Origin of the sequence: Streptomyces sp. NPDC088116, from assembly GCF_044741745.1 — a bacterium.
In the GTDB taxonomy this organism is placed as follows: Bacteria; Actinomycetota; Actinomycetes; order Streptomycetales; family Streptomycetaceae; genus Streptomyces.
In genome coordinates this window covers 222115-248384 of sequence record NZ_JBIUTF010000002.1, presented here as the reverse complement: position 1 = coordinate 248384, position 26270 = coordinate 222115, and the positions used below count along the sequence as shown (strand labels likewise).

Sequence of the window (26270 nt, the reverse complement as noted above, 5' to 3'; positions counted from 1 at the left end):
TGTTTTTTGCCTTCGGGGGGGCGGGGGGCCCGGGCGGGGGGGGGGGGGTTCGGGGCGGGGGGGGGGGGGGGGGGGGGGGCGGGGGGGGGGGGGGGGGGGGGGGGGGTTGGCCCCCCCCCCCCCCCCCCCGCCCCTTTCGGTCCACCTTTTCGGTCTGCGTACCGGGCGGCCCGCTACCTACCGGAGCTACCGGCCGGAGCCACCGGCCGGCCAGGGCACCAGCGGCGAGCGGTAGTAGTCGATCCCGAGCGCCGTCAGCCGTGGCCCCTGGGCCGCCAGGCGCGTCCTGTACGTGTCCCAGTCGTGCGTGGCGGCCGGTGACCAGCCCAGCTCCGCCACTCCCGGCAGCCGCGGGAACGCCATGAACTCCAGCTGGTCGCTCGTCGCGAGGGTCTCGGTCCAGAGCGGTGCCTCCACACCGAGGACCGCGTCCTCGGGCACCCCGGCTCCGGCGAGATAGGTCGCCGGGTTCCAGTCGTACGAACGGTCCACCTCGGTGTAACCGGCCCAGGCCTGGCCCAGTTCGGTGTTCTTGTCGTACTTCATATCGAGGTACACGCGGTCCGCCGGGGAAAGGATCAGCCGGGTGCCCTTCTTCGCCGCGGCCGCCACCTGCGCGCGATCGGCGTCGCTTGTTTCGTCGTACCCCCAGTACTGGGCGACGGCGCCCTTCACCGGAGTGGCCCCGGTGAGCTGATGCCAGCCGACGACGGTCTTCCCGTACTTCCGGACGGCTGCCTGCGTCCGGTCCATGAAGGTCACATAGTCGGCATGGCTGGTGGCGTGGGCCTCGTCACCGCCGATGTGGAGGTACTTCCCGGGCGTGAGGGCGGCGATCTCGCGTACGACGTCGTCCACGAAGTCGTACGTCACCTCCTTCGGCGCGCACAGCGAGCTGAAGCCGACCTCGGTGCCGGTGTAGAGCGGGGGCGCGACACCGTCGCAGTTCAGCTCGGGGTACGAGGCGAGGGCGGCGTTGGTGTGGCCCGGCATGTCGATCTCCGGGATGACCTCCAGGTGGCGGGAGGCGGCGTAGCGCACGAGGTCGCGGTACTGGTCCTTGGTGTAGTAGCCGCCGGGGCCGCCGCCGACCTGGGTGGAGCCGCCGTACGTGGCCAGCCTCGGCCAGGAGTCGATGGCGATGCGCCAGCCCTGGTCGTCGGAGAGGTGCAGATGCAGCTTGTTGATCTTGTAGAGCGCCAACTGGTCGATGTAGAGCTTGACCTGGTCCACCGACAGGAAGTGCCGGGAGACGTCGAGCATGGCGCCCCGGTAGGCGTAGCGCGGGGTGTCCGTGATGGTGCCGCCCGCGACGGTCCAGGGGCCGGGCTGTTCGCCGCGCTTCTCCACGGAGGCGGGCAGGAGCTGGCGCAGGGTCTGGACGCCGTGGAAGAGCCCGGCGGGCTCGCGGGCGGTGAGGGTGACTCCGGCGCGGCCGGACTCCAGGCGGTAGCCCTCCGCGCCCAGGCTCCGGTCGCCGGCGCCGAGGCGCAGGCGGATACCGGAACCGGCGGCCGTGCGGTCGCCCGCGTCCGTACGGCGGTCGGTGACCGGCAGGGCGTAACCGGTGGAGGGCCGCAGCAGACCGGCCAGGTAGGAGCCGATCCGCCGGGCCTCGCGCGCGTCGTCGCGGGAGTGCCCCTCGACCAGGATCCGGGTCTTCGCGGTCAGGGCGTACGGCGCTCCGCCCGGCTGAACGCGCGCCGGGGCGGGGACGACCTGATCGAGCGGGCGGGCACCGGTGCCGCCGCCGCTGCCGGGCTGCGGCGCGGCTCCGATGCTGGAGATACCGGCCGTGACGACGAGCAGCAGCGAACCGAACAGAAGGGGGACGCTGCCGCGCCGCCCCGGTCTGCGCCGTGTCAGGTGGTGCCGTCTCAACTGGTGCTGGCTCAGGGGGTGCTGACTCACACGGTTCTCCCTCAAGACTGTCCCTTCGGCGGGTTCTCACTTGTGGTGCCATGCGACCGTCGTGCCGGGTGGCCGAACACTCCCCCATGGGACCCGGGCGCCCCACCAACGGTCAAGGTGTAGACCAATTTCCGGCCGGAGACGGCCCGGCTGATGGAAGAATCCCCATATGGCGGAAATCATCCAGCAAGACGGCACCTGGACATTCGACGGAGACACGGTCCGTATCGTGCCCGGCCCGGACAAGGGCGTCAGCCGGCTCCGCAGGACGCTCGGCGAAGTCGCCGTGCCGCTGGGCGCGTTGGCCGGGATCTCCTTCGAGACGGGACGGAGGTCGGGGCGGCTGCGGCTGCGCCTGCGCGACGGCGCCGATCCGCTGCTCCAGGTCGCCGGCGGCAGGCTGGACGACAGCTCCGACCCGTACCGGCTGACCGTGGAGAAGGACCGCTCGGGCGTCGCCGAGTATCTCGTCGACGAGGTCCGCAACGCCCTGCTGCTCGACCAGGTGGAGTCCGGGCCGGTCGACCACTACCTGCTGCCGGGGCCCGCCCTGCCGATCACCGCGGCCGCGGGGGACGCGACGGTCACCTTCGACGGGGAGCGGATCAGGCTGGAGTGGAACTGGAAGGCCGAGGAGTCCAAGACCTCGGGCGGCCCCAGGACCCTCGCGCTCGCCGACGTGGAGGCGGTGCAGTGGCTGCCGAGCGCCGGGCCGGAGAACGGCTTTCTGCGTTTCCAGGCGGGCCGGGTGCCCACGTCGACCCCGGCGAAGCACGATCCGCACGCGGTGGAGCTGTGGGGGTTCAAGAAGGACCCGCTGATGGCGCTGGTCGGGGCCGCGGTGGTGGCCCGGATGCCGCATCCGTACGCGACGGGCGCCCCGCCTACGACGGCTGCCTCGCCTTCCCCGCCTGCCTCGCCTGCCCCGCCTGCCCCGCCGAAGTCGTCCGCGCCACGGACGACGGCCACCACGGAACCCGCGCCCGCCCCTCCCTCTGCGCCCGCTCCTCCGCCGGTGAGCGGCGAGGACCATGACATCCTGCTGCGCCGCCTGCGCGAGCTGGGCGAACTGCACGAGGCGGGGATCCTCACCGCCGAGGAGTTCACCACCGCCAAGCAGGCCGTCCTCAAACGCCTGGCCTGAGCGCGGCACCCACAGGGCCTGAGCACAGCCCACACAGAGCCTGCGTACAGTTTTCGCCCTTTCGGCGGCCGATAAGGGCGACTCCTGCCCGATTACGGGCAGATTTCTTGCAAACCCCCTCGCATACCCTCAATATCAACGAGTGCTCGAACGCCGCTCGTCGTACGACGACCTCATCGACCATCTGGTCCGCAGCACCGCGCTCCAGCGCGGTGAGGCCGCCCGGGTGGTACTCGACGTGCTGGCGTACTTCGACGAGACGACCGAGGAATTCGTCCGCCGCCGCCACCGGGAGATGCAGTCCGGTGGCGCGACGAACGCGGAGATCTTCGAGCGGATCGCGGCCGAACTGCCGCACCGCGCGGTGGCGCCTCCGGAGCTCTCGCTCCGGCAGCTGCGCCGCATCGTCTACGGCTGAGGCACCCGCCGTACCGGCCGGGCACACACCGTGAACCAGGAGGGGCAGAGACTGTATGTGCGGAATCGTCGGATACATCGGAAAGCGTGATGTGGCTCCACTGCTGCTGGAGGGCTTGCAGCGGCTCGAATACCGGGGTTACGACTCCGCCGGCCTGGTCATCACCGCCAAGCCGGCCGCGGGCAAGGCCGCCACGCTGAAGATGGTCAAGGCCAAGGGCCGGGTCCGCGAGCTGGAGGCCCGCGTTCCCAAGCGTTTCGCCGGAACCACCGGCATCGCGCACACCCGCTGGGCCACCCATGGCGCCCCGAGCGACGAGAACGCGCACCCGCACATGGACCCGACGGGCAAGGTCGCGGTCGTCCACAACGGCATCATCGACAACGCCTCCGAGCTGCGGGTCAAGCTGACGGCGGACGGCGTGGAGTTCCTCTCCGAGACCGACACCGAGGTGCTGACCCACCTGATCGCCCGCTCCCAGGGCCCGACCCTGGAGGAGAAGGTCCGCCAGGCGCTCCAGCTGATCGACGGCACGTACGGCATCGCCGTGATGCACGCCGATTTCGCGGACCGTATCGTCGTCGCCCGCAACGGCTCCCCGGTCGTCCTCGGCATCGGCGAGAAGGAGATGTTCGTCGCCTCCGACGTGGCCGCGCTGGTCTCCCACACCCGGCAGGTCGTGACCCTCGACGACGGCGAGATGGCCACCCTCAAGGCCGACGACTTCCGTACGTACACGACCGAGGGTTCGCGCACCTCGGCCACGCCGACCACGGTCGAGTGGGAGGCCGAGTCGTACGACATGGGCGGCCACGACACGTACATGCACAAGGAGATCTCGGAACAGGCCGACGCCGTGGACCGGGTGCTGCGCGGCCGGATCGACGACCGGTTCTCCACCGTGCACCTGGGCGGCCTCAACCTGGACGCCCGTGAGGCGCGCGGAGTGCGCCGTATCAAGATCCTCGGCTGCGGCACCTCGTACCACGCGGGGCTCATCGGCGCGCAGCTGATCGAGGAGCTGGCGCGGATCCCGGCGGACGCCGAGCCCGCCTCCGAGTTCCGCTACCGCAACCCGGTCGTGGACCCCGACACGCTCTATGTCGCGGTGTCCCAGTCCGGTGAGACGTACGACGTGCTCGCGGCCGTGCAGGAGCTGAAGCGCAAGGGCGCGCGCGTCCTGGGCGTGGTGAACGTCGTCGGCTCGGCGATCGCCCGGGAGACCGACGGCGGGGTGTACGTGCACGCGGGCCCGGAGGTCTGTGTCGTCTCCACGAAGTGCTTCACCAACACCGTGGTCTCCTTCGCGCTGCTCGCCCTGCACCTGGGCCGTATCCGCGACCTGTCCGTCGCCGACGGCAAGCGGATCATCGACGGGCTGCGCAGGCTGCCCGCCCAGATCGCCGAGATCCTGGCGACGGAGGACGCGATCGCGAAGCTGGCCGGGGAGTACGCGCACGCCGCCTCGATGATGTTCATCGGCCGGGTGCGTGGCTATCCGGTGGCGCTGGAGGCCTCGTTGAAGCTCAAGGAGATCTCCTACATCCACGCCGAGGCCTACCCCGCCTCGGAGTTGAAGCACGGCCCGCTCGCGCTGATCGAACCGGCGCTGCCGACGGTCGCGATCGTCCCGGACGACGAGCTGCTGGAGAAGAACCGCGCGGCGCTGGAGGAGATCAAGGCCCGCAGCGGTCCGATCCTGGCGGTGGCGCACCAGCCGCAGGAGAAGGCCGATCACACGATCGTGGTACCGAAGAACGAGAGCGAACTTGACGCGATCCTGATGGGCATCCCGCTCCAACTGCTGGCGTACCACACGGCGCTGGCGCTGGGCCGGGACATCGACAAGCCGCGCAACCTCGCGAAGTCCGTCACGGTCGAGTAGCCGCGCGCCCGTCCCGCTCACGCGCGAAGCGCCTCCCGTATGTGCCGCCCGACGGCACGCGGGAGGCGCTTCGCGCGTTCGCCACGTACCTTCATACGCGCGGACCGGCGTTGTCCGCCCGGGGATTGACGTGTACTCGGAAGCGGTCCCGGTTACGGGATGACCACGACGGGCCGCTGCGCGCGCCGCGCGAGCCGACCCGCCACCGAGCCGAAGATCCGCCCGACGATGCCGTGCGTGGATCCGACGACGATGGCGTCGGCGCAGTACTCCTCGCCGACCTCTTCCAGTTCGTGGCAGATGTCGCCACCGCGCTCGACCAGGATCCACGGCACCTCGGCCAGATAGTCCGCGCAGGCCAGCTCCAGACCGAGCACCTCGGTCCGGTGGTCCGGTACGTCCACGAAGACGGGGGGCTCGCAGCCCGCCCAGACCGTGGTCGGCAGGCGGTTGGCGACATGGACGATGATCAGGCCGGAGCCCAGCCGCTTGGCCATGCCAATGGCATAGGCGAGGGCCCGCTCACTGGAGGTCGAGCCGTCGAAGCCGACCACCACTCCGTGCCGGAAGGCGGGATCGCAGGAAGCGCGCGTCTGTTCCGCCGCTTGCAGGTCCGACAAGGGATCGGCTACCTGCTTGCGGTCTGCGGGTTCAGGGATTTCGTGACCGGCCATCGATGTCTCGGCGGAAGAGGTCCTCTTGGGAAGGAACAACAGGGGGCGTGACGTGGGGAGCTGTGTCCGGGAATCATCTTCCCAACCCCATACCCCAAAGGGTACGGCGACACTCCTCTCATGCCCAGAGCCAGCCGCCCCACACGCGGCGTTCCAGGGAGCATGCACGAGGGCGCTCCGGATGGCAATGCCGGATGGCATCTACAGCTGTCCTAGGAACGGCCCCGGAGGGACCGGACGGCTCCGCTCCCCGTCGGCCCCCGGTCACGCCACACCCCCTCGGGGAGCCCCCGCACCCGCATCACGGACCGCTCAGGCCCCTGCCGACGCCCCGCGGCACGGGGATCGGGGAGAATGCCGGGAGAGGGCCCGCCGGCCCGGCACGGCCTCCGTCGTGCCCGCCGCGCCCGCCGTGCGGCCCGCGGCGGACCCGGCGGGCGGACATGGCCCACCGGGCGGCGGCCGGCCGTCCGCTGGTCCGTGAGGCCCTCCCGGCGCCGGGAGGCGGCACGGCCGCGGCGGATTTCGGACCCACCGCCGCGACGGTGGCCCGCGCGCCACCGTCGGACGGCTCCGGCCGGACCATCACGCGAGGGGGTAGCGATGTACGGAACGTACGGATCGTCCGGAAGCCGGCGGTGCCGGGATGACCACCTCTGTGACCTAGGGGCGCGTTACGGCTCGCGCGTGCGGGAAAGTAGTGCGCCGGGAGACTGGGGGTTTCACACCGACGCACCCATCACTTTTCAGCCAACTTCGGCCTAGGGGCCAACCCTTGGCGAAATGGCCTGCCAACCCCCTTGCCACCAGGGAAGAAAGGACCACTACGGGCTTCCGCACCCTACGGGGACGGGCCATGCACGCGAGGCCCACTTCCCCTCCAGGCCCGCGAGTGGAACGCTTCGTGATCGAATGCTTCGCGCCAAGTTGCCTTGTCGACATAGCGGCGGATGGAGAACTTGTCACGCCGACACCACGGAACACAGTAGATTCGATCATGAGTATCGAAGGCTGGGGACCCGTGCAAAACCGAGGGGAATCGTGCAGGAGCGAGAGGCCCGACAAGAACGGGGAGACGCGAACACCGAGGGGGGCTTAGCGCCATGAGCCAGGACTCCACTGCCGCACCGGAGTCGGTACGGAAGCTTTCCGGGCGCCGTCGCCGGGAAGTTGTCGCCGTGCTGCTTTTCAGCGGCGGCCCCATCTTCGAGAGCTCCATCCCGCTCTCCGTGTTCGGAATCGACCGCCAGGACGCCGGGGTTCCCCGCTATCGCCTGCTCGTCTGCGCCGGGGAGGACGGTCCGCTGCGTACCACCGGCGGACTCGAACTCACCGCGCCGTACGGCCTGGAGGCGATCAGCAGGGCAGGCACGGTGGTCGTTCCGGCCTGGCGGTCGATCACTTCACCGCCACCACCGGAAGCGCTGGACGCTCTACGCCGGGCGCATGAGGAGGGCGCGAGGATCGTCGGTCTGTGCACCGGCGCGTTCGTGCTCGCCGCGGCCGGACTGCTGGACGGCCGCCCGGCAACCACACATTGGATGTACGCGCCGACGCTCGCGAAGCGCTATCCGTCCGTGCACGTCGATCCGCGTGAGCTGTTCGTCGACGACGGTGACGTGCTCACCTCCGCCGGCACAGCGGCCGGAATCGATCTGTGCCTCCACATAGTCCGGACGGATCACGGCGCGGAGGCCGCGGGAGCACTCGCCCGCAGGCTGGTCGTGCCACCGCGGCGCAGTGGCGGCCAGGAGCGCTATCTGGACAGGTCTTTACCTGAGGAGATCGGCTCCGACCCGCTCGCCGAGGTCGTGGCCTGGGCACTGGAGCATCTGCACGAGCAGTTCGACGTGGAGACGCTCGCCGCCCGCGCGTACATGAGCCGGCGCACCTTCGACCGGCGGTTCCGTTCGCTCACCGGGAGCGCGCCGCTCCAGTGGCTGATCACCCAGCGGGTGCTCCAGGCACAGCGGCTGCTGGAGACCTCGGACTACTCGGTCGACGAGGTCGCGGGCCGCTGCGGCTTCCGCTCCCCGGTGGCACTGCGCGGGCACTTCCGGCGCCAGCTGGGCTCCTCCCCCGCGGCCTACCGGTCCGCCTACCGGGCCAGGCGCCCGCAGGGCGAGCCGATGCCGCCGGGGGTCATGGAGTCGGTCGTGCCGGCCCAGGCCTCCCCGCACTCCAGGCGGGCGGCCGCGGCCTCCAGCACGTCCGGCCACGCGTCGGCGTCGGCTCCGGTACCGGAGCACAACAAGTCCGGAACAGACATGTACGCGACAGGTCCGAGCCGTCCTAGTCTGCCCGGTCAACGGAGCGCCCCGTAGGGTGACCCGTATGAACGATCGAATGGTGTGGATCGACTGCGAGATGACCGGGCTCTCGCTGACGGACGACGCACTCATCGAGGTGGCCGCACTGGTCACCGACTCGGAGCTGAACGTGCTCGGCGACGGGGTGGACGTCGTGATCCGCCCGCCGGACGCGGCGCTGGAGACGATGCCCGAGGTGGTGCGGCAGATGCACACCGCCTCGGGCCTCCTCGACGAGCTGGCCGGCGGAACCACGCTGGCGGCCGCCGAGGAGCAGGTCCTGGCGTACGTGCGCCGGCACGTCAAGGAGCCGGGCAAGGCGCCGCTGTGCGGCAACACGGTCGGCACCGACCGCGGCTTCCTGCTGCGTGACATGCCGACGCTGGAGGGCCACCTCCACTACCGCATCGTCGACGTCTCCTCGGTCAAGGAGCTGGCCCGCCGCTGGTACCCGCGGGCCTACTTCAACAGCCCGGAGAAGAACGGCAACCACCGCGCGCTGGCGGACATCCGCGAATCCATCGCGGAGCTGCGCTACTACCGCGAAGCGGTCTTCGTCCCCCAGCCGGGCCCGGACTCGGACACGGCCAAGCAGATCGCCGCGAAGCACGTGCTGCACGCGGAATAACGCCCAGGCCGGAGGCCGGGACCGACCGGGGTGACGCCCGGCCGGTCCCGCGCCGAACGGGGGCGCGAGCACCCTCGCGGACCCTGTACACTTTTTCTCGGCCGGTCAGGAAAAAGACCGGCTCACGTGGTGGGTATAGCTCAGCTGGTAGAGCACCTGGTTGTGGTCCAGGATGTCGCGGGTTCAAGTCCCGTTACTCACCCTTCGATGATCGTCCCCGGTCCGGGTTACTGGATCGGGGACGATCTTTTTGCGTGGCGCCGTGTCGCCGTCCGGCGGGGGTGCGGGTGCGGTGCGGTTTGTGGTGGGTGAGGGGCCCCGGGCCCAGCCAACAATGCACCCCGCCCCGCGCCGTCCGGCGACACCGCCCCCGCCGGACGGCGAACGCGCACCTCTTACGACGAGGCCCGCAGCATCGCCCGCCCCATCTCCTCGATCGACTGAACAAGCACTGCGCCCCCAGCTCAGCCTTCGCGGGCTGCGCTGGGGGCGCAGTCGTCATGTCCAGGTCCCTATGCCATTGGCCGTCGCCCCACGACGAGCAGGTGTGAATTGGCGGCCAGCAGCTCTGGGTAAGGCTCGGCCATCCGGGCAGCCGCCAGGGCAGATTCGAAGAGGCTGGTCTCAGCAGCAGACTCACCAGTGTGCTGCTCAACTGCTTTTAGCAGTGCCCATGTCGGCCCTTCGATGCCGAAGACGGCCGCGCCCTCGAAGCCTGCGGCGCCGACCTCTTCGCGCAGCTCTTCGCCCCGATGGAAGTAGGCCCGCGTGAACCCCTTCTTTCCGTCGTGCATCGCACTCGCCAAGATCTTGCCGATCGACGTCTGGAGCCGGTCGACGTTCAGATGCGCGAGTGCTGTGTGCTCGAACAGGCTGGAGTACCGGTTGATCGCGGCCGCTGCGACGATGCCGCCAGGCCTCACCACGCGGTATGCCTCGGCGAGCGCCTGGTGCCGGTCGGCAGCATCGGTCAGATGGTAGAGCGGCCCCAGCACCAGGGCCACGTCGTAGGAGGAATCCTCGGCCGTCAGCTGTCGTGCATCCCCCAGCTCAACGGTGCAGCCCGAGTCCTTTGCCTGTTCGATGTGCCGAAGGATCGGGTCGACCAGGTGCACGATGTAGCCGGCCTCCACGAGCCAGCGCGCGTGAGCTCCCGGGCCACCTCCGACATCAAGGATGCGGGCAGGCGCGGGCGGGAGGTATCGCTGCAGCAACTCCTTGGTACGCAGCATCTCCAGACGCCCGTCTGCCGACATGGTCAGACGGCCCGCTTCATCGATGGTGTCCGAGTAGAAGGTGACGATCTCCGGCGCTAGCTCAGGGGTGGACATGGCAGCATTCTGAGTGCTAGCCGGTTGACCAGTCCAGTGATCGGATATGTTCCTATGCCCCTGTTGAAATACGAGCAGATCGCGGAGAGCCTGCGCACTCGGATCGCCGACGGCGAGTTCGGGCCCGGTGATCTTCTTCCGTCTGGCCGCGACCTCAGCGAGCAGTGGGGCGTCTCGCGGGCCACGGTCGTCAAGGCCATGGATGTGCTGCGGAACGACGGCCTCGTCATCGCCAGGCAGGGCACCGGGTTCGCCGTTGCCGAGACTCCAGTGGCCCGGCCGGCTGGGCAGCGACGGGCGGGGTCCAGCCGGGTGTCCGGCGGTGCGCCGTACCGGCGCCTTGGCGCCCCAGACCGTTCGGTGCCACCGCAGCAGGTGGTCGATGCCCTCGGGCTCAAGCCGGGTGAGGAGGCATTGCGCAGGGTCCGGCTGCTTTTGCTGGATGACGGCTCCCCGCACACCCTGGTGAGTGCCTGGTTCCCGGCATCGATCGCCGATGCATGCCCACGGCTGACTCACAAGGGCGCGATCACCGAGGGCACCACGCACTATGTCAGGCGCGAAACCGGGCTTTTCCCAGTGGAGGGCACAGACATCACGACGGTGCGTCAGGCCACGGCCGAGGAGGCGCACCAGCTGAATGTGGATTCGTCAGCAGCTGTGGCTGTAGTGCTTCATGTGGCGTGTGACCGGGATCATCGGGCGCTGGTGTGCGAGGAAGGCGTAACGCCGTCACACCTGTACGAGAGGGTCGATACCTACCCAATGGTGTAGGGATTCCCATCGGCACTTGACTGGACCGGTCCACCGGTCCAGTCTCTAGGTGTGCAGAACGGACTGCCTGTCGGCCAACTTCGTCCTGCCCACTCATCAGCCGAGTACGAGCCCGCCCCGGGCCCGCAAAGGACAAGCGGTGCATGCTGCGATGAAGCCCCGACCAAGCCCCGACGATTCGTCCCGCGTCGACACCCGCGCCATCAACGTGGACTGTGATCAGGCGCTGGCCCCCTACCAGGGCCCACTGTCGATGACCGTGATCATGGACCGGACAGACCGGTTACAAGCACACCTGGACCTCCTGGTGTCACTCATCCGGAAGACACCGGCCGACGCCCGCGGCCTGATCGTGAACCGAGCCTTGCGCGACGCCGAAGACCTGACGGCCAAGGATGCGGAGTCGGAACCGCTCACAGCCTGGGTCCACATGCGCGCCCTCGCTCGAACGGTCCGCCTCCTCTGTCTGCACCGCGCTCCTTGCACCCCAAGGAGCCGACCATGACACACACCGGCCGCCGGACTGAGGCCACCGCCATCTCGCAATGGCTGACGTCCACCACCCGCCACCCCGACATCGCCGAGAAGGACTGGGCGGCCGGACGCCCGGCCATCCTGCGGACCGGGATCATCTACGACGCCGTCCGCATGCCCATGGAGTTGGTGCACGCCGCCGTCTGGAGCACCGTTCCGGACGTCGTAGGCGGCGCACTGGCCGAGGTCCTCGACGGCCCCGTGGTCTGCCACCCCGGCCGGTGGTACTACGCCCTGGTGCCGCCCGGGACGTGCGAAGTATGGCGGTCCCCGGTCGCTGCGGCTCGTGGCAGGGGCGGGTGGCTCGGCATCCCGAGAGTGGACCGTACGGCGCCCGCCCCGGTTGATCCGTACTGGGCCGTCCCCGTCGCGCGGATCGATCGGCTGTGCCTTCCGGCCGCCGTGAACGAACTGCTGCGCGTCGGACGCGAGCGATACGAAGGCGCCACCGGCGGGGTTCACTCGACGGCGTATGTCGCTGTCCTGGAGCACGCCGAGGAGTGCACCGCGTGCGCCACGGCCACCACCGCTTCACCCTCCACCTGCGCCGTCGGCACCCGGCTGCGCAAAGCGGAACGGGCGGCCCGCCGGTGAACAGCGTCCCGGCCGCCGCACCGGCCCCAGTACCCCTGTGCGACTACTGCGGGCACGCCCACGACACGCTCATCGTCGTCGGCGTCGTCCACTCTGCGAGCGGCCCCGGGCGGACCCTGCGCGCCTGCCCGCCATGCCGCACCACCCGCCGCCTCCTGCCCCTGGCCGAACACCCCGCCGACAGCCTCGGACTCGTACTCGTGGAACCGCGCCGCTGACCCCCGTTCGTCGCTGTCGTCCAGCGACGGGCTGGTGCTACCGCCCGGCCGGCACATCCCTGGCAGGACTCCGGCCGACGAGGGTTCCACCACCCATCCAACACAGGGAAGCACCACTGTGAGTACCACCACCGAGGCGCCCGTCACTCGGGACGCCCGCGACCTGTTACCCCCCGACGAACTCGCCGCGGTCACTGCGACCGTCCAGCTCAACAACCCCGGTATGACGTGGGGCGTCGCCGAGGAGATCGCTCTGGAAGCGCTGAAATTCGAAGCCGCCCGCGCGGCGCACCCGAACGCCCGGCTCAAGCCCTCCCGCGTGGTTGACGAGGGCTGGCACGCCCTGATCCTCCACACCCGCGTCAAGGCCAAGCCGGCCACCCGCCTCGGCCTGTTCGTGCACCACGTCCCCGAGGCACCCGACACCGGCCGCCACGATCCGGAAGCCCTGACCCGCACTCAGGCCGCCATCACCGCCGCCGGCTTCATCCCCCGGCCCGCGATGTGGGTCGGCCCGAGCGACACCAGCATCCCCGTCGCGGCCGGCTGCGAGCACTCCCCGCCCGGTCCCGAGGGATCGTGCACCGGCGACTGCTCCAACACCGGCCCGAACTGACGATGCTCTGGCTCCGTTCCCCCCACGGAGAGAAACGAGGCTGACATGAGCGAATGGATCGATCCGCGGTACGAGGACCTGGTGAACCGATACCGGGCGGCAAAGTCCGCAGCGCCGCTGCCCAAGCCGCGCCGGGGCTGGTCGAAGAGGCGTTACGGCGACCCGTTCGTCATCGTCATCGACCCGGCGACCCGGACCCCGTACACCGCCGGCCGCTGATCACTGCCCCGGCCGATTGCCTTCCCCGATCGATCCTGGCTGCACGAGGGACGCGCCCCTGTGCCAGGTTCTGCGCCCGGCGGACGACGCGCACACGATCGTCCACGGCCCGGCGGTGGTCGGTGGCGGGTTCCCCACCCACCGGCGGGCAGGGGCAGCGACCTGGCCCCTCGCTCCCCACCGAGTGGGCGGGCGTACGGAGGCTCCCCACCGGGCGGCAGACGGGCCACCGGGCGGGAGGGGGGCGGGGCCGCAGGAGGTGACGTGTCCGGACGTAGAGCGTGATTTGTGGCGCACACCCGGCCCGCACCCGAGAAACAAACCCGCACGCGCCGTAAATCATGCAGTCCGGACATGCGCCTCCGGAGGCCCCGGCACCCGCACCCACCACACACCGCACCCGCACCCCCGACCACGGCCCCCCGCCGGGAGGCGACACCGCTCAGGACGAGGCCCGCACCACCAGTTCCGTCGGCAGCACGATCTGCCGCGGCACCCTTTTCCCCGACCCCGCCACCGCCACCGGCACCGCCGACCGCCCCGCGATCTCCGACAGCACCACCCGTGTCATCGCCCGCCCCATCTCCTCGATCGGCTGGCGCACGCTCGTCAGCGGCGGGTCCATGTGGCGGGCGATCGCCGAGTCGTCGAAGCCGGTCAGCGCCACGTCGTCCGGGATGCGGCGGCCCGCCGCGCGGAGGGTCTGGCGGGCGCCGGCGGCCATGACGTCGGAGGCCGCGAAGACCGCGTCCAGGTCGGGGCGGCGGGACAGGAGTTCGCTCATGGCGCGGCGGCCGCCCTCCTCCGTGAAGTCGGCCACGGCCGTCAGCCGTTCGTCCGGGGCATGGCCGGCTTCGGCGAGGGCCTGGCGGTAGCCGTCGAGGCGGCAGGCCGCGCCGTACACCTCCAGGCGGCCGGTGATCGTCGCGATGTTGCGGCGGCCGCGTGAGAGGAGGTGGGCTACGGCGGTGCGGGCGCCCTCCGTGTTGTCGGAGTCGACCGCGGGCAGTGGTTCGGACGCCGAGCGGGGGCCGCTGATGACCGTGGGGATGCCGAGCCGGGTCAGCAGCTCCGGCAGCGGGTCGTCGGCGCGGACCGAGACGAGCAGGGCCCCGTCGGCGCGGTGGGCGGCCAGGTACTGGGCCAGGCGGCGGCGCTCGCGGGCGCCGCCCGCGAAGGTGAGCAGCAGTTGCATTCCGCTGTCGGAGAGGGCCGCGCCGATGCCTCGGACGATGTCCGAGAAGTACGGTTCGGCGAAGAAGCGTGCCTCGGGTTCGGGTACGACCAGGGCGATCACGTCGGCGCGGTTGGCCGCGAGGGCGCGGGCCGCGCGGTTCGGCACGTAGCCCAGTTCGGCGACGGCCGCCTCGACCGCCGCCCTGGTCGGCGCGCTCACCCGTGGTGAGCCGTTGATCACCCGGGAGGCCGTGCCCCGGCCGACCCCGGCGCGGGCCGCCACCTCTTCGAGTGTGGGCAGCTTCCCGCCGCGTGGACGTGATCCCCGAGACCCCATGTCTGCCTCCCCGGCCCGGGGCCCGCCCGGCGTAAACCAACAAACAGATAACCGACTCATCTGTCGCCGCCAGGTCCCTTGACACCCCTACAGGGACCCGCGACCCTTCAACACATCACACATGGGAGCGCTCCCACCGTATCGGACCCATACATGCCCCGTACGTTTCCCGACCATGCCGGGCCCCCTCCCAACCACAGGGCGGCACCCAGCGGTTGGCCGGAGGCCGGTACTCGTCGGTGCACTAGGAGGACGTCATGCGTACACGTATTCACTCGTCCCGCCGAGTGATGGCCCTCGCGGTCGTCGCCGCGCTCGGTGCCGGCATTCTGTCCGGCTGTGCCCAGGACAGCGACGAGCCCTCGGGCGGTGCTTCGAACGGCGGTGGCGGCAAGGGGAAGACCAAGATCACCGTGGGGGTCTTCGGGGTCTTCGGCCTCAAGGAGGCCGGCCTCTACGACCAGTACATGAAGCTCCACCCGGACATCGCCATCGAGCAGACCTCGATCGAGCGCAACGAGAACTACTACCCGCCGCTGCTCACCCATCTGGGCACCGGCAGCGGACTCGCCGACATCCAGGCCGTCGAGATCAACAACATCGCCGAAATCGCCGAGACCCAGGCCGACAAGCTGATGGACCTCGGGAAGGTGGACGGCGTCAAGAAGGACAACTTCCTGGCGACGACGTGGACTCAGGGCACCAGCAAGGCCGGCAAGACCATCGGGCTCGGCACCGATGTCGGCCCCGAGGCCATCTGTTACCGGAAGGACCTGTTCGCCCAGGCCGGTCTGCCCACCGACCGTGATGAGGTCGGCAAGCTGTGGGCGGGCGACTGGCAGAAGTACCTGGACATCGGCAAGCAGTTCAAGGCCAAGGGCCCCAAGGGCGCGGCCTTCGTGGACTCGGCGGGTGGCGTGCTGAACGCCATGAACGGCACGACCGAGAAGCGTTTCTACGACGAGGACGGCAAGGTCGTCTACAAGACCAACCCGGCCGTGCGGAAGTCGTGGGACACCGCCGCCTCCTTCGCGAAGGAGGGGCTGAGCGCCAAGCTCCAGCAGTTCACCCCCGCCTGGACCCAGGGGTTCTCGAACAACGCCTTCGCCACGATCTCCTGCCCGCCCTGGATGCTCGGCTACATCAAGGGGAAGGCCGGCGCAGCGGCCGAGAACAAGTGGGACGTGGCCGCCGCGCCCAAGCCCGGCAACTGGGGCGGTTCCTTCCTCACGGTGCCCGAGGCCGGGAAGAACAAGGAGGAGGCGGCGAAGCTCGTCGCCTGGCTGACCGCTCCCGAGCAGTTGGCCACGCTCTTCGACAAGCAGGGCAGCTTCCCCAGTGCCCAGGCCGCGTACGCGCTGCCCAAGGTGTCCGACGCCAAGGCCGCCTACTTCAACAACGCACCCATCGGTGACATCTTCAGCAAGGCCGCCGACGGCGTACCGGTCCAGATCCTCGGCGCGAAGGACGGTGTCATCGCGCAGAACCTGGCCGATGTCGGCATGCTCCAGGTCGACCAGAAGGGCGTCTCGTCCGAGAAGGGCTGGGACGCCGCCGTGAAGGCGATCGACAACGCGCTGGACCAGTGACCATGGCCAGTGACGCACCCGCCGCCGCGCCCTCCGAGGAGGAGGGCGCGGCCCCGGCCCCGTATCCCCGCACCCCTGCCGGGAACACGGCCACGGACCCGAAGCTGGAGCGGCGTCGCGCGCGGCGCAGCCGCTGGTACCGGCGTGATGTGCGGTGGAGCCCGTACGCCTTCGTCGCCCCGTTCTTCGTCTTCTTCCTGGCCTTCGGCCTCTTCCCGCTCCTCTACACCGGCTGGGCCTCGCTCCACCGGGTGGAGCTGACGGCGCCCAGCGACATGGAGTGGGTGGGCCTGCGCAACTTCACCCGGCTGATGAGTGACGAGTTCTTCTGGAACGCGTTACGGAACACCTTCACCATCGGGGTGCTCTCGACCGTGCCACAGCTGGTGATGGCGCTGGGCATCGCGCACATGCTCAACTACCGTCTGCGCGGCTCGATGTTCTTCCGGGTCGCCGTCCTCACCCCGTACGCCACCTCGGTGGCCGCCGCGACGCTGGTGTTCGTCCTTCTCTTCGGGCGCGACTACGGAATGGTCAACTGGGCGCTCGGGGCGGTCGGAATCGACCCGGTCGACTGGCAGAACGGCGCCTGGACCTCGCAGTTCGCGGTCTCCACGATCGTCATCTGGCGCTGGACGGGCTACAACGCGCTGATCTATCTGGCGGCGATGCAGGCGATCCCCGACGACCTGTACGAGTCGGCGGCGCTGGACGGGGCCTCGCGGTGGCGGCAGTTCCTCCATGTGACCGTGCCCTCGCTGCGGCCGACGATCCTGTTCACCGTCGTGGTCTCGACGATCGGCGCGACCCAGCTGTTCGGTGAACCGCTGCTGTTCAACGGGGCGGCGGGCGCGAACGGCGGCGCGGACCACCAGTTCCAGACGCTCGGGCTCTATCTGTACGAGCAGGGCTGGGTGAATCTGCACCTCGGCCGGGCCTCGGCGATCGCCTGGACGATGTTCCTGCTCCTGCTGGTGATCGGCGCGGTGAACTGGCTCGTCTCCCGTCGTCTGCGCAAGAGCTCGTAGAGGAGAACCATGTCGACGACTTCGCGGACACTCGCGAAACCACGGACCGCGGCGCCGGCGGAACCGCCGCCCCCGAGATCCGGGAAGGGGAAGCGGGGCGCGGGCCGGCAGCTGCACGCCGGACGGCTCACCTACGCCGTGCTGATCCTCTTCACGGTCGGCTCGCTGTTCCCGCTCGTATGGACGGCGATCGCGGCGTCCCGCAACAACACCCGGCTCGCCCAGACTCCGCCGCCGTTCTGGTTCGGCGGGAATCTCTTCAAGAACCTCGAAATCGCCTGGACCGACGCCAACATGGGCACCGCCCTGCTCAATACGACGATCGTCGCCGGGTCGATCGCCGCGGGGACGGTGATCTTCTCGACGCTGGCCGGCTTCGCCTTCGCCAAGCTGCGGTTCCGCTTCCAGAACGCGCTCCTGCTGCTGGTGATCGGCACGATGATGGTGCCGCCCCAGCTCAGCGTCGTACCGCTGTACATGCTCGTCGCCGAGCTGTCCTGGACCGACCAGCTCCAGTCCGTCATCCTGCCCACCCTGGTCAGCGCCTTCGGGGTGTTCTTCATGCGGCAGTACCTGAGCGGGGCGCTGCCCACCGAGCTGATCGAGGCGGCCCGGGTGGACGGCGCGAGCAGCTGGCGGGTCGTCCGGCACGTGGTCTTCCCCGCCGCGCGGCCCGCGATGGCCGTGCTGGGGATGCTGACGTTCGTGATGGCCTGGAACGACTTCTTCTGGCCGATCATCGCGCTCACCCAGAACGGCAGCCCCACCGTGCAGGTGGCGCTGACCGGGCTCGGGCGCGGCTATATCCCCGACCAGTCGGTGATCATGGCCGGCGCGCTGCTGGGCACGCTGCCGCTGCTGCTCGCCTTCGTGCTCTTCGGCAGGCACATCGTCGGCGGGATCATGCAGGGCGCGGTCAAGGGCTGAGGCCCGGTCCGGCTCGGCTCCGGTCCGCGGCCCCGCCCGAACACCGGCTGGAGCGGCTGAAATCCGAGCCCGGCCGACGGCCGCCGAGCCGGCCCGGCCTCGGCCGAGAGCCGCCGGCCGCACGCCCCCCGTACCACCACACCCCCCATCCCTACGGTCAATGGGAGCTGCAACCATGTCCGTCACCTTTCCGCCCGGCTTCCTGTGGGGCACCGCCACCGCCGCGTACCAGATCGAGGGCGCCCCACGGGAGAACGGCCGTACGCCCTCCATCTGGGACACCTTCAGCCATACCCCCGGCAAGACCGAGAACGGCGACACCGGCGACATCGCCGTCGATCACTTCCACCGCCGGGCCGAGGACGTCCGGATGATGGCCGACCTCGGGGTGAACGCGTACCGCTTCTCGGTCTCCTGGCCGCGCGTCCAGCCGACCGGCCGCGGCCCCGCCGTCCAGCGCGGCCTCGACTTCTACCGGGGGCTCGTCGACGACCTGCTCGCCTACGGCATCGAGCCCGTCCTCACCCTTTACCACTGGGACCTCCCGCAGGAGCTGGAGTCCGCGGGCGGCTGGCCCGAGCGGGAGACGGCCGGCCGCTTCGCCGAGTACGCGCGCATCGTCGGCGAGGCGCTGGGCGACCGGGTGACGCGCTGGACGACCCTCAACGAGCCCTGGTGCAGCGCGTTCCTGGGGTACGCCTCCGGGGTGCACGCACCGGGCCGTACGGATCCGGTGGCCGCGCTGCGCTCCGCGCACCATCTCAACCTCGGCCACGGCCTGGCCGCGCAGGCGCTGCGCTCCGTGCTCCCGGCGCGCGGCAAGGTCTCGGTGAGCCTCAATCCGGCCGCCGTACGGCCGCTGACGCGTTCGCCGGAGGACCTGGACGCGCGACGCCGTATCGACGCGCTGGCCAACCGGGTCTTCTCCGGGCCGATGCTGAAGGGCGCGTATCCGGAGGACCTGTTCACGGACACCGCGCGGCTCACCGACTGGTCCTTCGTCCAGGACGGTGACCTGGCCGCGATCCGGCAGCCGCTGGACTCGCTGGGCATCAACTACTACCAGCCGACGGTGGTCTCGGCGGCCGGCCACCAGGACAGTGGTCACCAGGGCGGCGGCCAGGAGGGCGGCGAGAGCCACGGCGGTCACGGGGCGAGCGTCCACTCCCCCTGGCCGGGCGCCGAGTCGGTGGTCTTCCACCAGGCCCCCGGCGAACTCACCGAGATGGGCTGGTCGGTGGATCCGACCGGGCTGTACGAACTGCTCCTGCGCTACACGCGCGAGGCGCCGGGGGTGCCCCTGATGGTCACCGAGAACGGGGCCGCGTACGTCGACAAACCGGCCGCCGACGGTACGGTCCACGACCCCGACCGGATCCACTACCTGCACGGACACATCTCGGCGGTGCGGCGCGCGATGACCGAAGGGGCCGATGTGCGCGGCTACTTCCTCTGGTCGCTGCTCGACAATTTCGAGTGGGCGTACGGCTACGGCAAGCGCTTCGGCGCGGTCCATGTGGACTACGAGACCCAGCGCCGTACGCCGAAATCGAGCGCCCGGTGGTACTCCCGACTGGCCGCTACGGGGGTGCTTCCCGAGGTGCCCATCGGTTAGGTCCTGTCCGGCGGATCTTCGCGGGACCGACCGGACGTTCGCGCGCCCCGGCCGAGTGGGGGGTTTGGACCGGCCGGGGCGCACGGGAGGGGCTGGTGGGGCAGCCCGTGTGACACCACGCTAGCGGTCCCGATACGGACAAATGGCCTGTTCGGGGCGGGGGTTGGTGTTCTTAGGGCGCGCTTAAGGAACGCATGGGAACGGATTAATGATCGTGCGTCGAGATCAGCCCCTCACGGCTGAAAACCCGCCCCCGCGCTCGGAGTCACGCGATCGGGGCTCACGCGATCGGGCTCACCCGCTCAGGCTTCCGCGCCCTTGCGGCCGGCGGGTCCCCGGCCCGGCGTTCCGCGCCTTCGCCGGCGCAGCCGGTGGCCGCGCGGCTCGTCCGGGGAGCGCCACCCGTCGAGCCCGATCCAGATCCGTACCTCGGTGCCGCCGAGCACCGAGCGGCCGATCCGTACGTCTCCGCCCGTCGACTCGGCGACCCTGCGCACGATGTCGAGGCCCAGGCCCGTCGAGCCCTCGCGGCCCCCGCTGTTGCCGCGTGCGAGCGCGGCCTTCGGATCGGCGATCCCGGCGCCCGCGTCCGAGACCAGGACGATCACGGCGTCCTCGCTGTTGTGCACATCGACCGAGAAGGCCGTGCCCTCCGGGGTGTGGCGGAAGACGTTGCCGAGCAACGCGTCGAGCGCGGCGGTCAGTTCGGCCCTGACGACCGGGATGCGGACCGGCCGGCCGATGCCGGCGACCCGTACCGTACGGTCCTCGTCCTCGGCCAGCGCGGACCAGAAGTCCATCCGCTCCCGGACGACCTCCGACACGTCACAGCCTCCGGCGGGCCCGGCCGCCGCGGTCTGCGGTTTGGCCTCGCGGGCGGTGCGGATGATCGTGTCGACCTCGCGTTCCAGCTGCTCGACCGCCGCCCTGGTCTGCTCGGCGGCCGGGCCCTCGCCGAGCGAGGCGGTGTTGAGGCGCAGCACGGTGAGCGGGGTGCGCAGCCGGTGCGAGAGGTCGGCGGCGAGTTCCCTTTCGTTGGCGAGCAGTTGGACGACCTGGTCGGCCATGGAGTTGAAGGCGATCGCCGCGGACCGCAGCTCGGTGGGCCCCTCCTCGGGGACCCGCGCGCCGAGCTTGCCCTCCCCCAGGGCGTGCGCCGCGCCCGCGAGCCGCTGGGCGGGTTCGACCATCCGTACGCCGAGCCGGTCCGCGACGGCGACCGAGCCGACGATGAGCGCGATACCCAAGCCGGAGAGCACCAGCCAGGCGGTGGTGACCCCGTTGGAGACCTCGTTCTCGGGGACGAACACCTCCACGACCGCGATCTGGCCGGAGCCGAGGGCGGTCGGCTGGAGCAGCGCGGAGCCGCCCTCGACCTCGGCCATGGCGGCGCGGCCGAGCCGCTGGACGTCCCCGACCTCCGGGCCGGCGGCCCGGCTCTCGCCGATCTTCAGGGGCCGGCGGTCCGGCTGGTCGGCGGCCGGGACGTGCACGGCCATCCGCCGGCCGGAACCTGCCTCGGTGGAGGCGACCGCGCGTTCCAGCTCGTCACGGTCGGTGGTGATGGAGAGGGTGGGACCGATGGCCGCGGCCTGCCGTTCGGCGTTGGTGAAGGCCCGGTCCCTGGCGATCTCCTTGATGACCAGCGCGAGGGGTACGGCGAAAGCCACGACGATCATCACGGAGACGGCCAGGGCGACCTTGACCAGGGCCCATCTCATACGGGTGGCTCCGGCGCGGGCGGCGGCGACGGAACCGGCGGTTCCAGCTTCACCCCGACCCCGCGCAGGGTGTACAGATAGCGCGGCTTGGCCGCCGTCTCGCCGAGCTTGCGCCGCAGCCAGGACAGGTGGACGTCGATGGTCTGGTCGTCCCCGTACGACTGCTGCCACACCTCGGCGAGCAGTTCCTTGCGCGGTACGACAACCCCGGGGCGCCCGGCCAGGAAGGTCAGCAGGTCGAACTCCCGCCGGGTCAGGTCCAGCCGGGTCCCGTCCAGTTCGGCCTGGCGGCGCAGCGGATCGATGGAGAGCCCGCCGACGCGGATCACCCGCGAGGGCGGGGCCTCGCCGGTGGTGGCGCGCGAACGGCGCAGTACGGCCGCCATCCTGGCCGACAGGTGCTCCACCGAGAACGGCTTGACGAGATAGTCGTCGGCGCCGTCGTTGAGCAGCCGGACGATCTCCGTCTCGTCGTCCCGCGCTGTGGCGATGATCACCGGTACGTCGGTGATCCCGCGCAGCATCTTCAGCGCCTCGGCCCCGTCGAGATCGGGCAGACCGAGATCGAGGATGACCACGTCGAACGGGAAATGGGCGACCTCACGCAGCGCCTCCAGGGCCGTACCGACGCTCCGGACGGTGTGGGAGGCCTCGGTGAGATGCCTGATGAGGGCGGAGCGTACGAACTGGTCGTCCTCGACCACGAGCACACTGGGCATGGGCGGCACCGTACGCCATTCGGGTGAGGGCGGCAGGTGTCCCCCAGGACCGGAGCGGTCCCTCGGGACCGGTGCGGTACCAGGATCCACGGGACAGGTGGGGCGTGAGTGGTGCACTATGGCCCGGATGCGCAGAGGACTCGTACATGGCCTGGCCTGGTCGCTCGCCACGGGCTCGGCGGTCACGCTGGCGTGGTGGGGTGTCCAGACGGTCATGGCGGGCACGGCCTACGACCCGCCGCGCACCCTCCGGCTCCCCACGGACAGCGCGACGAAGCAGCGGCCCGACCCCGTCGCCTCCTCGACCCGGCGGCCCGAGAGCCCTACGGCGAAGCCGAGTTCGCCCTCACGCACGCCTTCGGCGGAGCCGAGCGAGACCCGCCGGCCGTCGCCGCGGCCGTCGGACGAAGCGCCCCCACCGGCCCCGGGCACCGGCACGGACGTGTCCGACACGGGCCGGATCAAGGGCTATACGGTCGAAGGCGGCCGGGTCGTCTTCGACCTCGGCGAGACCTCGGCGGAGCTGGTCTCGGCGACGCCGGACTCGGGCTGGCAGATGCAGGTGTGGAAGCAACCGTCCTGGATCCGGGTGACGTTCACCCAGGAGGGCCGGGAGGTCTCGGTGTTCTGCACCTGGAACGGCCGTCCGCCGACGGTGGAGTTCGACGAACGCTGAGCGGTCGGACGCCGAGCCGGTCGGACGCCGAGCCGGTCGCGGTCACGTGTGGAGCGCACCCGCCGTCAGGTGTTGAACGCACCGGCCGTCAGGTGTTGAACGCACCGGCCGGGGGCGCCGGTGACGGCTTGGCACTCACGTCGGTGACGGCGGCGGCTCCGCCGGTGAAGTCGGCCAGCGCGCGCCCGTGTTCCACCCGCCCGGGGTGCGGGTCGCTCGCGATCCGGCGGGTCAGCTCGGCGATGGGCAGCTCGCGGTCCGAGGCGAGCAGTACGGCGTTGCCGAAGCGCCGGCCGCGCAGCACGGTCGGGTCGGCGGCGAGCGCGAGGTGCGCGAAGACGGTGGCGGCGGTGGCGATCTGGCCGCGCAGATGCCCGAGCGGAGGCCCGTCGGCGAGGTTGGCGGCATAAGCCCCGCCCGGCTTCAGCACCCGGCGTACGTCACCGAGGAACTCCGCGCTGGTGAGATGCGCCGGAGTGCGCGCCCCGCCGAACACATCGGCGATCACCAGATCCGCCCACCCGTCCGGCACTTTCCCGAGCCCGGCCCGCGCGTCGGTGGAGCGGACGCGTATCCGCGCGTGGGGGTCCAGCGGAAGCCACTTCCGTACGAACTGGACGAGGGCGGCGTCCAGTTCGACGATCTGCTGGGTGGAACGGGGCCGGGTGGCGGCGACATAACGGGCGAGCGTGAAGGCGCCGCCGCCGAGGTGCACTACATGGAGGGGCTGGTTCGCCGGGGCGACGAGGTCGGCGACATGGCCGAGCCTGCGCTGGTACTCGAAGGAGAGGTACCCGGGATCGTCGAGGTCCACATGCGACTGTGGCGCACCGTCGACGAGCAGCGTCCAGGCGCGGGCCCGCTCCCGGTCGGGCACGAGTTCGGCGACCCCGCGATCGACGGTCTCGGTCACGGCCGTGTTCGATGCCCGGCGCTTGTTCTTTGCCACCCACCCATTATCGGCCGGTCACGGGACCGGCCGGAGGGCGGGTACGTCCGGGCCGGCAGGATCGGCCGGACAGGCCCTAATGGCAGCGGTCCGCCGCCTCGATCAGCCGCGCCGCCTCCCCCAGCGCTCTGCGCAGCACCGCCGGATCCGTCACCGCTCCCGCGCTCTCCGGCGGCAGCAGCCACCCCGAGCCGATCACCGGCGGCTCCGCCGGAATCCGCAGGCCCCGGCCGTTCGTCTGCGTACAGGCGCTGCCCGGCATGTCCCAGGCCGCCGCCGTGCCCGGTGGCACCAGGAAACCCAGGGTGTCGCACGGGCCGTCGTGGAGCACCGGACCCACCACGGGCGCCGCACCGGCGGGCGTCACACCGCGCCGCAGGATGTCCACCGCCTCGAGTCCCTGGCGGGCCGGAACCGTCACCAGGTCGCAGGGTTCACCGGCGTCTCCGGGCGCCGTGCTGAACTCCTGACCTGGCGGGTGTTGAGCAGTCGTCCGCGAGCTACCGCTGATCTCCATACCGACCTCCGACTCCAACAAGGGAAACCCTCCGAGGGGACCCCTCCTCGCCGAGCGCAGACGCGTTGAGCGTCTCCATAGGGTTCAACGCGGTGCCGAGTCAACAGCTACGGCGGCACGCCGCCGCAAAGGATGGCAGTTCATGGCAGATCGTGGGTGAGATATCCGGTTTGTAGGCAAACCCTGCGTAAATGCACCGTCACAGCCGGTACGTTCTTGCTTCGCCGGAACAACCGGAGTTGGGCACCACGGGCACCGGATGACCGGCGGCACGAACGGCTGTACCAGGAGAGGGCTCGGCCATGGCGTCGTCTCGGTCAGTTCCCAGCCTCGCGGTTCCCAATCACGTCTTCCGCCGGCTGCGCGCCCAGCGTTCGCCGGGGGAGTTCGCCGCCGCCGTGCGCAGGGCCGCACGGGAGATCGGCGAACAAGTCGCCTGCGACGCACGTTATATCGGACGGGTGGAGGCAGGCGAGATCCGCTGTCCCAACTACGCGTACGAACGGGTCTTCCTCCATATGTTCCCCGGGCTGACCTTGAAGGACCTGGGTTTCCTGCCACGTGAGCAAGTACGGGGCAGGGCGGCACGGTTCACGCCGCACGACCCACCGGTACCCACGCCGGCCACGGTCCCGGCTCCGGCCACGGTCCCCACGTCCCACCCCGCATCACCCCCTGATCCCCGCACGAAGAACCACAGCGACACCGGCAAGGAGAGCGATGTGCTGCGTCGCGCATTCATGACAAGCGGCCCCGTCACCCTCGTGGCAGCCTCCCTCGGTCTCGGCTCCGCGCCTGCCGCGGCCGTCCCCGGGCCGCGCCGGGTCGGCGAGGCCGAGGTGAGCGCGGTCGAGGAGGCCGTACGGCGGATCCGGGTGCTCGACGACCGGCACGGCGCCGACGGGCTGTACCGGCAGGCCGCCCAGCCGCTGCGGGCCGCGTACGCGCTGCTCGACTCCGGTACGGCCACCCGCCAGTCCACCGTCGACCGGCTGCACTCGGGCGCGGGCGAACTGTCGATCTCGGTGGGCTGGCTCGCCCATGACTCCGGACGTTTCGACGACGCCCGCTCGCACTACGCGGAGGCGCTGGCGACCGCCCGGGTCGCGAACGATCCGGCCGTGGAGGCGCACGCCTTCGCCAACACCTCGTTCCTGGCGCGGGATTCGGGCCGGTACCGGGAGGCGGTGCGCGCCGCGCAGGCGGGTCTGCGCGCGGCGGTGCAACTGGCCTCGCCCCGGCTGCTGTCGCTGCTCGCTCTGCGGGAGGCGGCCGGCTGGGCCAGGCTCGGCGACCGTACGAGCTGCGAACAGGCCCTGACCCAGGCCCACCGCTTCTTCGAGAACGGGCCTTCGGAGGCCGACCCCGAGTGGATGTCCTTCTTCGGCGAGCCGGAGCTGGAGGCGCAGGAGGCGCTGTGCCACTCGGCGCTGGGCGACTGGCACCGGGCGGCCCGGCACGCGTACCGCGCGACGATCCTCCAGGATCCGCACTTCGCCCGTAATCTCGCGCTCTACCGCGCGGAGTTGGCCACCAACCTGGCCCGCGCGGGTTCGCCCGACGAGGCGGCGGCGGCGGGCCAGCAGGCACTCGATCTGCTGGACCAGGTCCAGTCGTCGCGGATCCACACGAGGCTCGCGGCGACGGTCCGGGTCCTGCTGCCGCAGCGGCGGCTGCCGGCGGTGGGCGCGTTCCTGGACCGCCACGCCGCGACGGATCCGCGGGTGTAGGGCCTGTCCCGCGGGCCCCGGCACCGGGGTC

Annotated in this window: 25 protein-coding genes and 1 tRNA gene; 18 read left to right on the top strand and 8 right to left on the bottom strand. The window is 70.8% G+C overall.

Features of this window, described 5'->3' with window-relative positions; all coding sequences use genetic code 11:
* Positions 1-186 precede the first annotated feature (186 nt).
* Positions 187-1881 carry a beta-N-acetylhexosaminidase gene (locus ACIOJD_RS07815; protein WP_401911620.1) on the bottom strand — a complete coding sequence of 565 codons (1695 nt, stop codon included), beginning with the start codon at positions 1879-1881 and terminating at the stop codon, positions 187-189.
* 199 nt (positions 1882-2080) lie between these two features.
* Between ACIOJD_RS07815 and ACIOJD_RS07810 the strand changes: the two genes are divergently transcribed.
* The 3 genes from ACIOJD_RS07810 (at position 2081) to glmS (ending at position 5358) form a co-directional block, all read left to right on the top strand.
* Positions 2081-3055, top strand: coding sequence for a DUF4429 domain-containing protein (locus tag ACIOJD_RS07810; protein WP_401909562.1), 975 nt, complete (start codon positions 2081-2083; stop codon positions 3053-3055).
* A gap of 142 nt (positions 3056-3197) precedes the next feature.
* A complete protein-coding gene (locus tag ACIOJD_RS07805) occupies positions 3198-3473 on the top strand; it encodes a hypothetical protein (protein WP_401885360.1) in 276 nt (91 codons plus the stop codon).
* Positions 3474-3528: 55 nt separating this feature from the next.
* The gene (glmS, locus tag ACIOJD_RS07800; RefSeq protein WP_401909559.1) at positions 3529-5358 is read left to right on the top strand and encodes a glutamine--fructose-6-phosphate transaminase (isomerizing); all 1830 of its coding nucleotides are present in this window, start codon (positions 3529-3531) and stop codon (positions 5356-5358) included.
* 152 nt (positions 5359-5510) lie between these two features.
* On the opposite strand, the gene ACIOJD_RS07795 is transcribed toward glmS, so the two are convergent.
* Positions 5511-6032: a universal stress protein gene (locus ACIOJD_RS07795; protein ID WP_401885356.1), complete on the bottom strand. Its 522-nt coding sequence runs from the start codon at positions 6030-6032 to the stop codon at positions 5511-5513.
* A gap of 1103 nt (positions 6033-7135) precedes the next feature.
* Here ACIOJD_RS07795 and ACIOJD_RS07790 point away from each other — a divergent pair.
* From ACIOJD_RS07790 to ACIOJD_RS07780, 3 genes are all read left to right on the top strand, one after another.
* Entirely contained in the window at positions 7136-8356 is a 1221-nt protein-coding gene (locus ACIOJD_RS07790; RefSeq protein WP_401885354.1) for a GlxA family transcriptional regulator, read from the top strand.
* A gap of 10 nt (positions 8357-8366) precedes the next feature.
* Positions 8367-8969: an oligoribonuclease gene (orn, locus tag ACIOJD_RS07785; protein ID WP_401909557.1), complete on the top strand. Its 603-nt coding sequence runs from the start codon at positions 8367-8369 to the stop codon at positions 8967-8969.
* 129 nt (positions 8970-9098) lie between these two features.
* Positions 9099-9171 (top strand) — tRNA-His (locus ACIOJD_RS07780).
* Between the two features lie 310 nt (positions 9172-9481).
* On the opposite strand, the gene ACIOJD_RS07775 is transcribed toward ACIOJD_RS07780, so the two are convergent.
* The gene (locus ACIOJD_RS07775; RefSeq protein ID WP_401909554.1) at positions 9482-10300 is read right to left on the bottom strand and encodes a class I SAM-dependent methyltransferase; all 819 of its coding nucleotides are present in this window, start codon (positions 10298-10300) and stop codon (positions 9482-9484) included.
* Positions 10301-10354: 54 nt separating this feature from the next.
* On the opposite strand from ACIOJD_RS07775, the gene ACIOJD_RS07770 reads away from it, so the two are divergent.
* The 6 genes from ACIOJD_RS07770 (at position 10355) to ACIOJD_RS07745 (ending at position 13255) form a co-directional block, all read left to right on the top strand.
* Positions 10355-11074 carry a GntR family transcriptional regulator gene (locus tag ACIOJD_RS07770; RefSeq protein ID WP_401909552.1) on the top strand — a complete coding sequence of 240 codons (720 nt, stop codon included), beginning with the start codon at positions 10355-10357 and terminating at the stop codon, positions 11072-11074.
* A 151-nt stretch (positions 11075-11225) separates the two neighbouring features.
* Positions 11226-11579: a DUF6415 family natural product biosynthesis protein gene (locus tag ACIOJD_RS07765; protein WP_401909550.1), complete on the top strand. Its 354-nt coding sequence runs from the start codon at positions 11226-11228 to the stop codon at positions 11577-11579.
* Entirely contained in the window at positions 11576-12202 is a 627-nt protein-coding gene (locus ACIOJD_RS07760; protein ID WP_401909547.1) for a hypothetical protein, read from the top strand. The genes ACIOJD_RS07765 and ACIOJD_RS07760 overlap by 4 nt, the downstream gene beginning before the upstream one ends.
* Positions 12199-12420 (top strand): hypothetical protein, encoded by a 222-nt coding sequence (locus tag ACIOJD_RS07755; protein WP_401909545.1) that lies wholly within the window; start codon positions 12199-12201, stop codon positions 12418-12420. The genes ACIOJD_RS07760 and ACIOJD_RS07755 overlap by 4 nt, the downstream gene beginning before the upstream one ends.
* 118 nt (positions 12421-12538) lie before the next feature.
* The gene (locus tag ACIOJD_RS07750; protein ID WP_401909542.1) at positions 12539-13036 is read left to right on the top strand and encodes a hypothetical protein; all 498 of its coding nucleotides are present in this window, start codon (positions 12539-12541) and stop codon (positions 13034-13036) included.
* Positions 13037-13081: 45 nt separating this feature from the next.
* On the top strand, positions 13082-13255 hold the full coding sequence (locus ACIOJD_RS07745) for a hypothetical protein (protein WP_401909540.1): 174 nt from the start codon (positions 13082-13084) through the stop codon (positions 13253-13255).
* Between the two features lie 442 nt (positions 13256-13697).
* Here ACIOJD_RS07745 and ACIOJD_RS07740 read toward each other — a convergent pair whose 3' ends face one another.
* Complete coding sequence (locus ACIOJD_RS07740; protein ID WP_401909537.1) at positions 13698-14768, bottom strand: LacI family DNA-binding transcriptional regulator; 1071 nt, start codon at positions 14766-14768, stop codon at positions 13698-13700.
* A 257-nt stretch (positions 14769-15025) separates the two neighbouring features.
* On the opposite strand from ACIOJD_RS07740, the gene ACIOJD_RS07735 reads away from it, so the two are divergent.
* From ACIOJD_RS07735 to ACIOJD_RS07720, 4 genes are all read left to right on the top strand, one after another.
* Positions 15026-16357: an ABC transporter substrate-binding protein gene (locus tag ACIOJD_RS07735; protein ID WP_401909535.1), complete on the top strand. Its 1332-nt coding sequence runs from the start codon at positions 15026-15028 to the stop codon at positions 16355-16357.
* 2 nt (positions 16358-16359) lie between these two features.
* Complete coding sequence (locus ACIOJD_RS07730; RefSeq protein ID WP_401909532.1) at positions 16360-17385, top strand: carbohydrate ABC transporter permease; 1026 nt, start codon at positions 16360-16362, stop codon at positions 17383-17385.
* Positions 17386-17394: 9 nt separating this feature from the next.
* Positions 17395-18312: a carbohydrate ABC transporter permease gene (locus tag ACIOJD_RS07725; protein ID WP_401909530.1), complete on the top strand. Its 918-nt coding sequence runs from the start codon at positions 17395-17397 to the stop codon at positions 18310-18312.
* 175 nt (positions 18313-18487) lie between these two features.
* Positions 18488-19927, top strand: a complete 1440-nt coding sequence (locus tag ACIOJD_RS07720) for a glycoside hydrolase family 1 protein (RefSeq protein ID WP_401909527.1) — start codon at positions 18488-18490, stop codon at positions 19925-19927.
* 302 nt (positions 19928-20229) lie between these two features.
* Here the strand turns inward: ACIOJD_RS07720 and ACIOJD_RS07715 are convergent, their stop codons facing one another.
* Complete coding sequence (locus tag ACIOJD_RS07715; RefSeq protein WP_401909524.1) at positions 20230-21648, bottom strand: ATP-binding protein; 1419 nt, start codon at positions 21646-21648, stop codon at positions 20230-20232.
* On the bottom strand, positions 21645-22367 hold the full coding sequence (locus ACIOJD_RS07710; RefSeq protein ID WP_401909521.1) for a response regulator transcription factor: 723 nt from the start codon (positions 22365-22367) through the stop codon (positions 21645-21647). The genes ACIOJD_RS07715 and ACIOJD_RS07710 overlap by 4 nt, the downstream gene beginning before the upstream one ends.
* A gap of 127 nt (positions 22368-22494) precedes the next feature.
* Between ACIOJD_RS07710 and ACIOJD_RS07705 the strand changes: the two genes are divergently transcribed.
* The gene (locus ACIOJD_RS07705; protein ID WP_401909518.1) at positions 22495-23043 is read left to right on the top strand and encodes a hypothetical protein; all 549 of its coding nucleotides are present in this window, start codon (positions 22495-22497) and stop codon (positions 23041-23043) included.
* 88 nt (positions 23044-23131) lie between these two features.
* Here the strand turns inward: ACIOJD_RS07705 and ACIOJD_RS07700 are convergent, their stop codons facing one another.
* Both ACIOJD_RS07700 and ACIOJD_RS07695 read right to left on the bottom strand, forming a co-directional pair.
* Positions 23132-23992, bottom strand: a complete 861-nt coding sequence (locus tag ACIOJD_RS07700) for a spermidine synthase (RefSeq protein WP_401909515.1) — start codon at positions 23990-23992, stop codon at positions 23132-23134.
* A gap of 76 nt (positions 23993-24068) precedes the next feature.
* Entirely contained in the window at positions 24069-24509 is a 441-nt protein-coding gene (locus ACIOJD_RS07695) for a hypothetical protein (RefSeq protein ID WP_401909513.1), read from the bottom strand.
* A 302-nt stretch (positions 24510-24811) separates the two neighbouring features.
* On the opposite strand from ACIOJD_RS07695, the gene ACIOJD_RS07690 reads away from it, so the two are divergent.
* Positions 24812-26239, top strand: coding sequence for a tetratricopeptide repeat protein (locus ACIOJD_RS07690; protein WP_401909511.1), 1428 nt, complete (start codon positions 24812-24814; stop codon positions 26237-26239).
* Positions 26240-26270 lie beyond the last annotated feature (31 nt).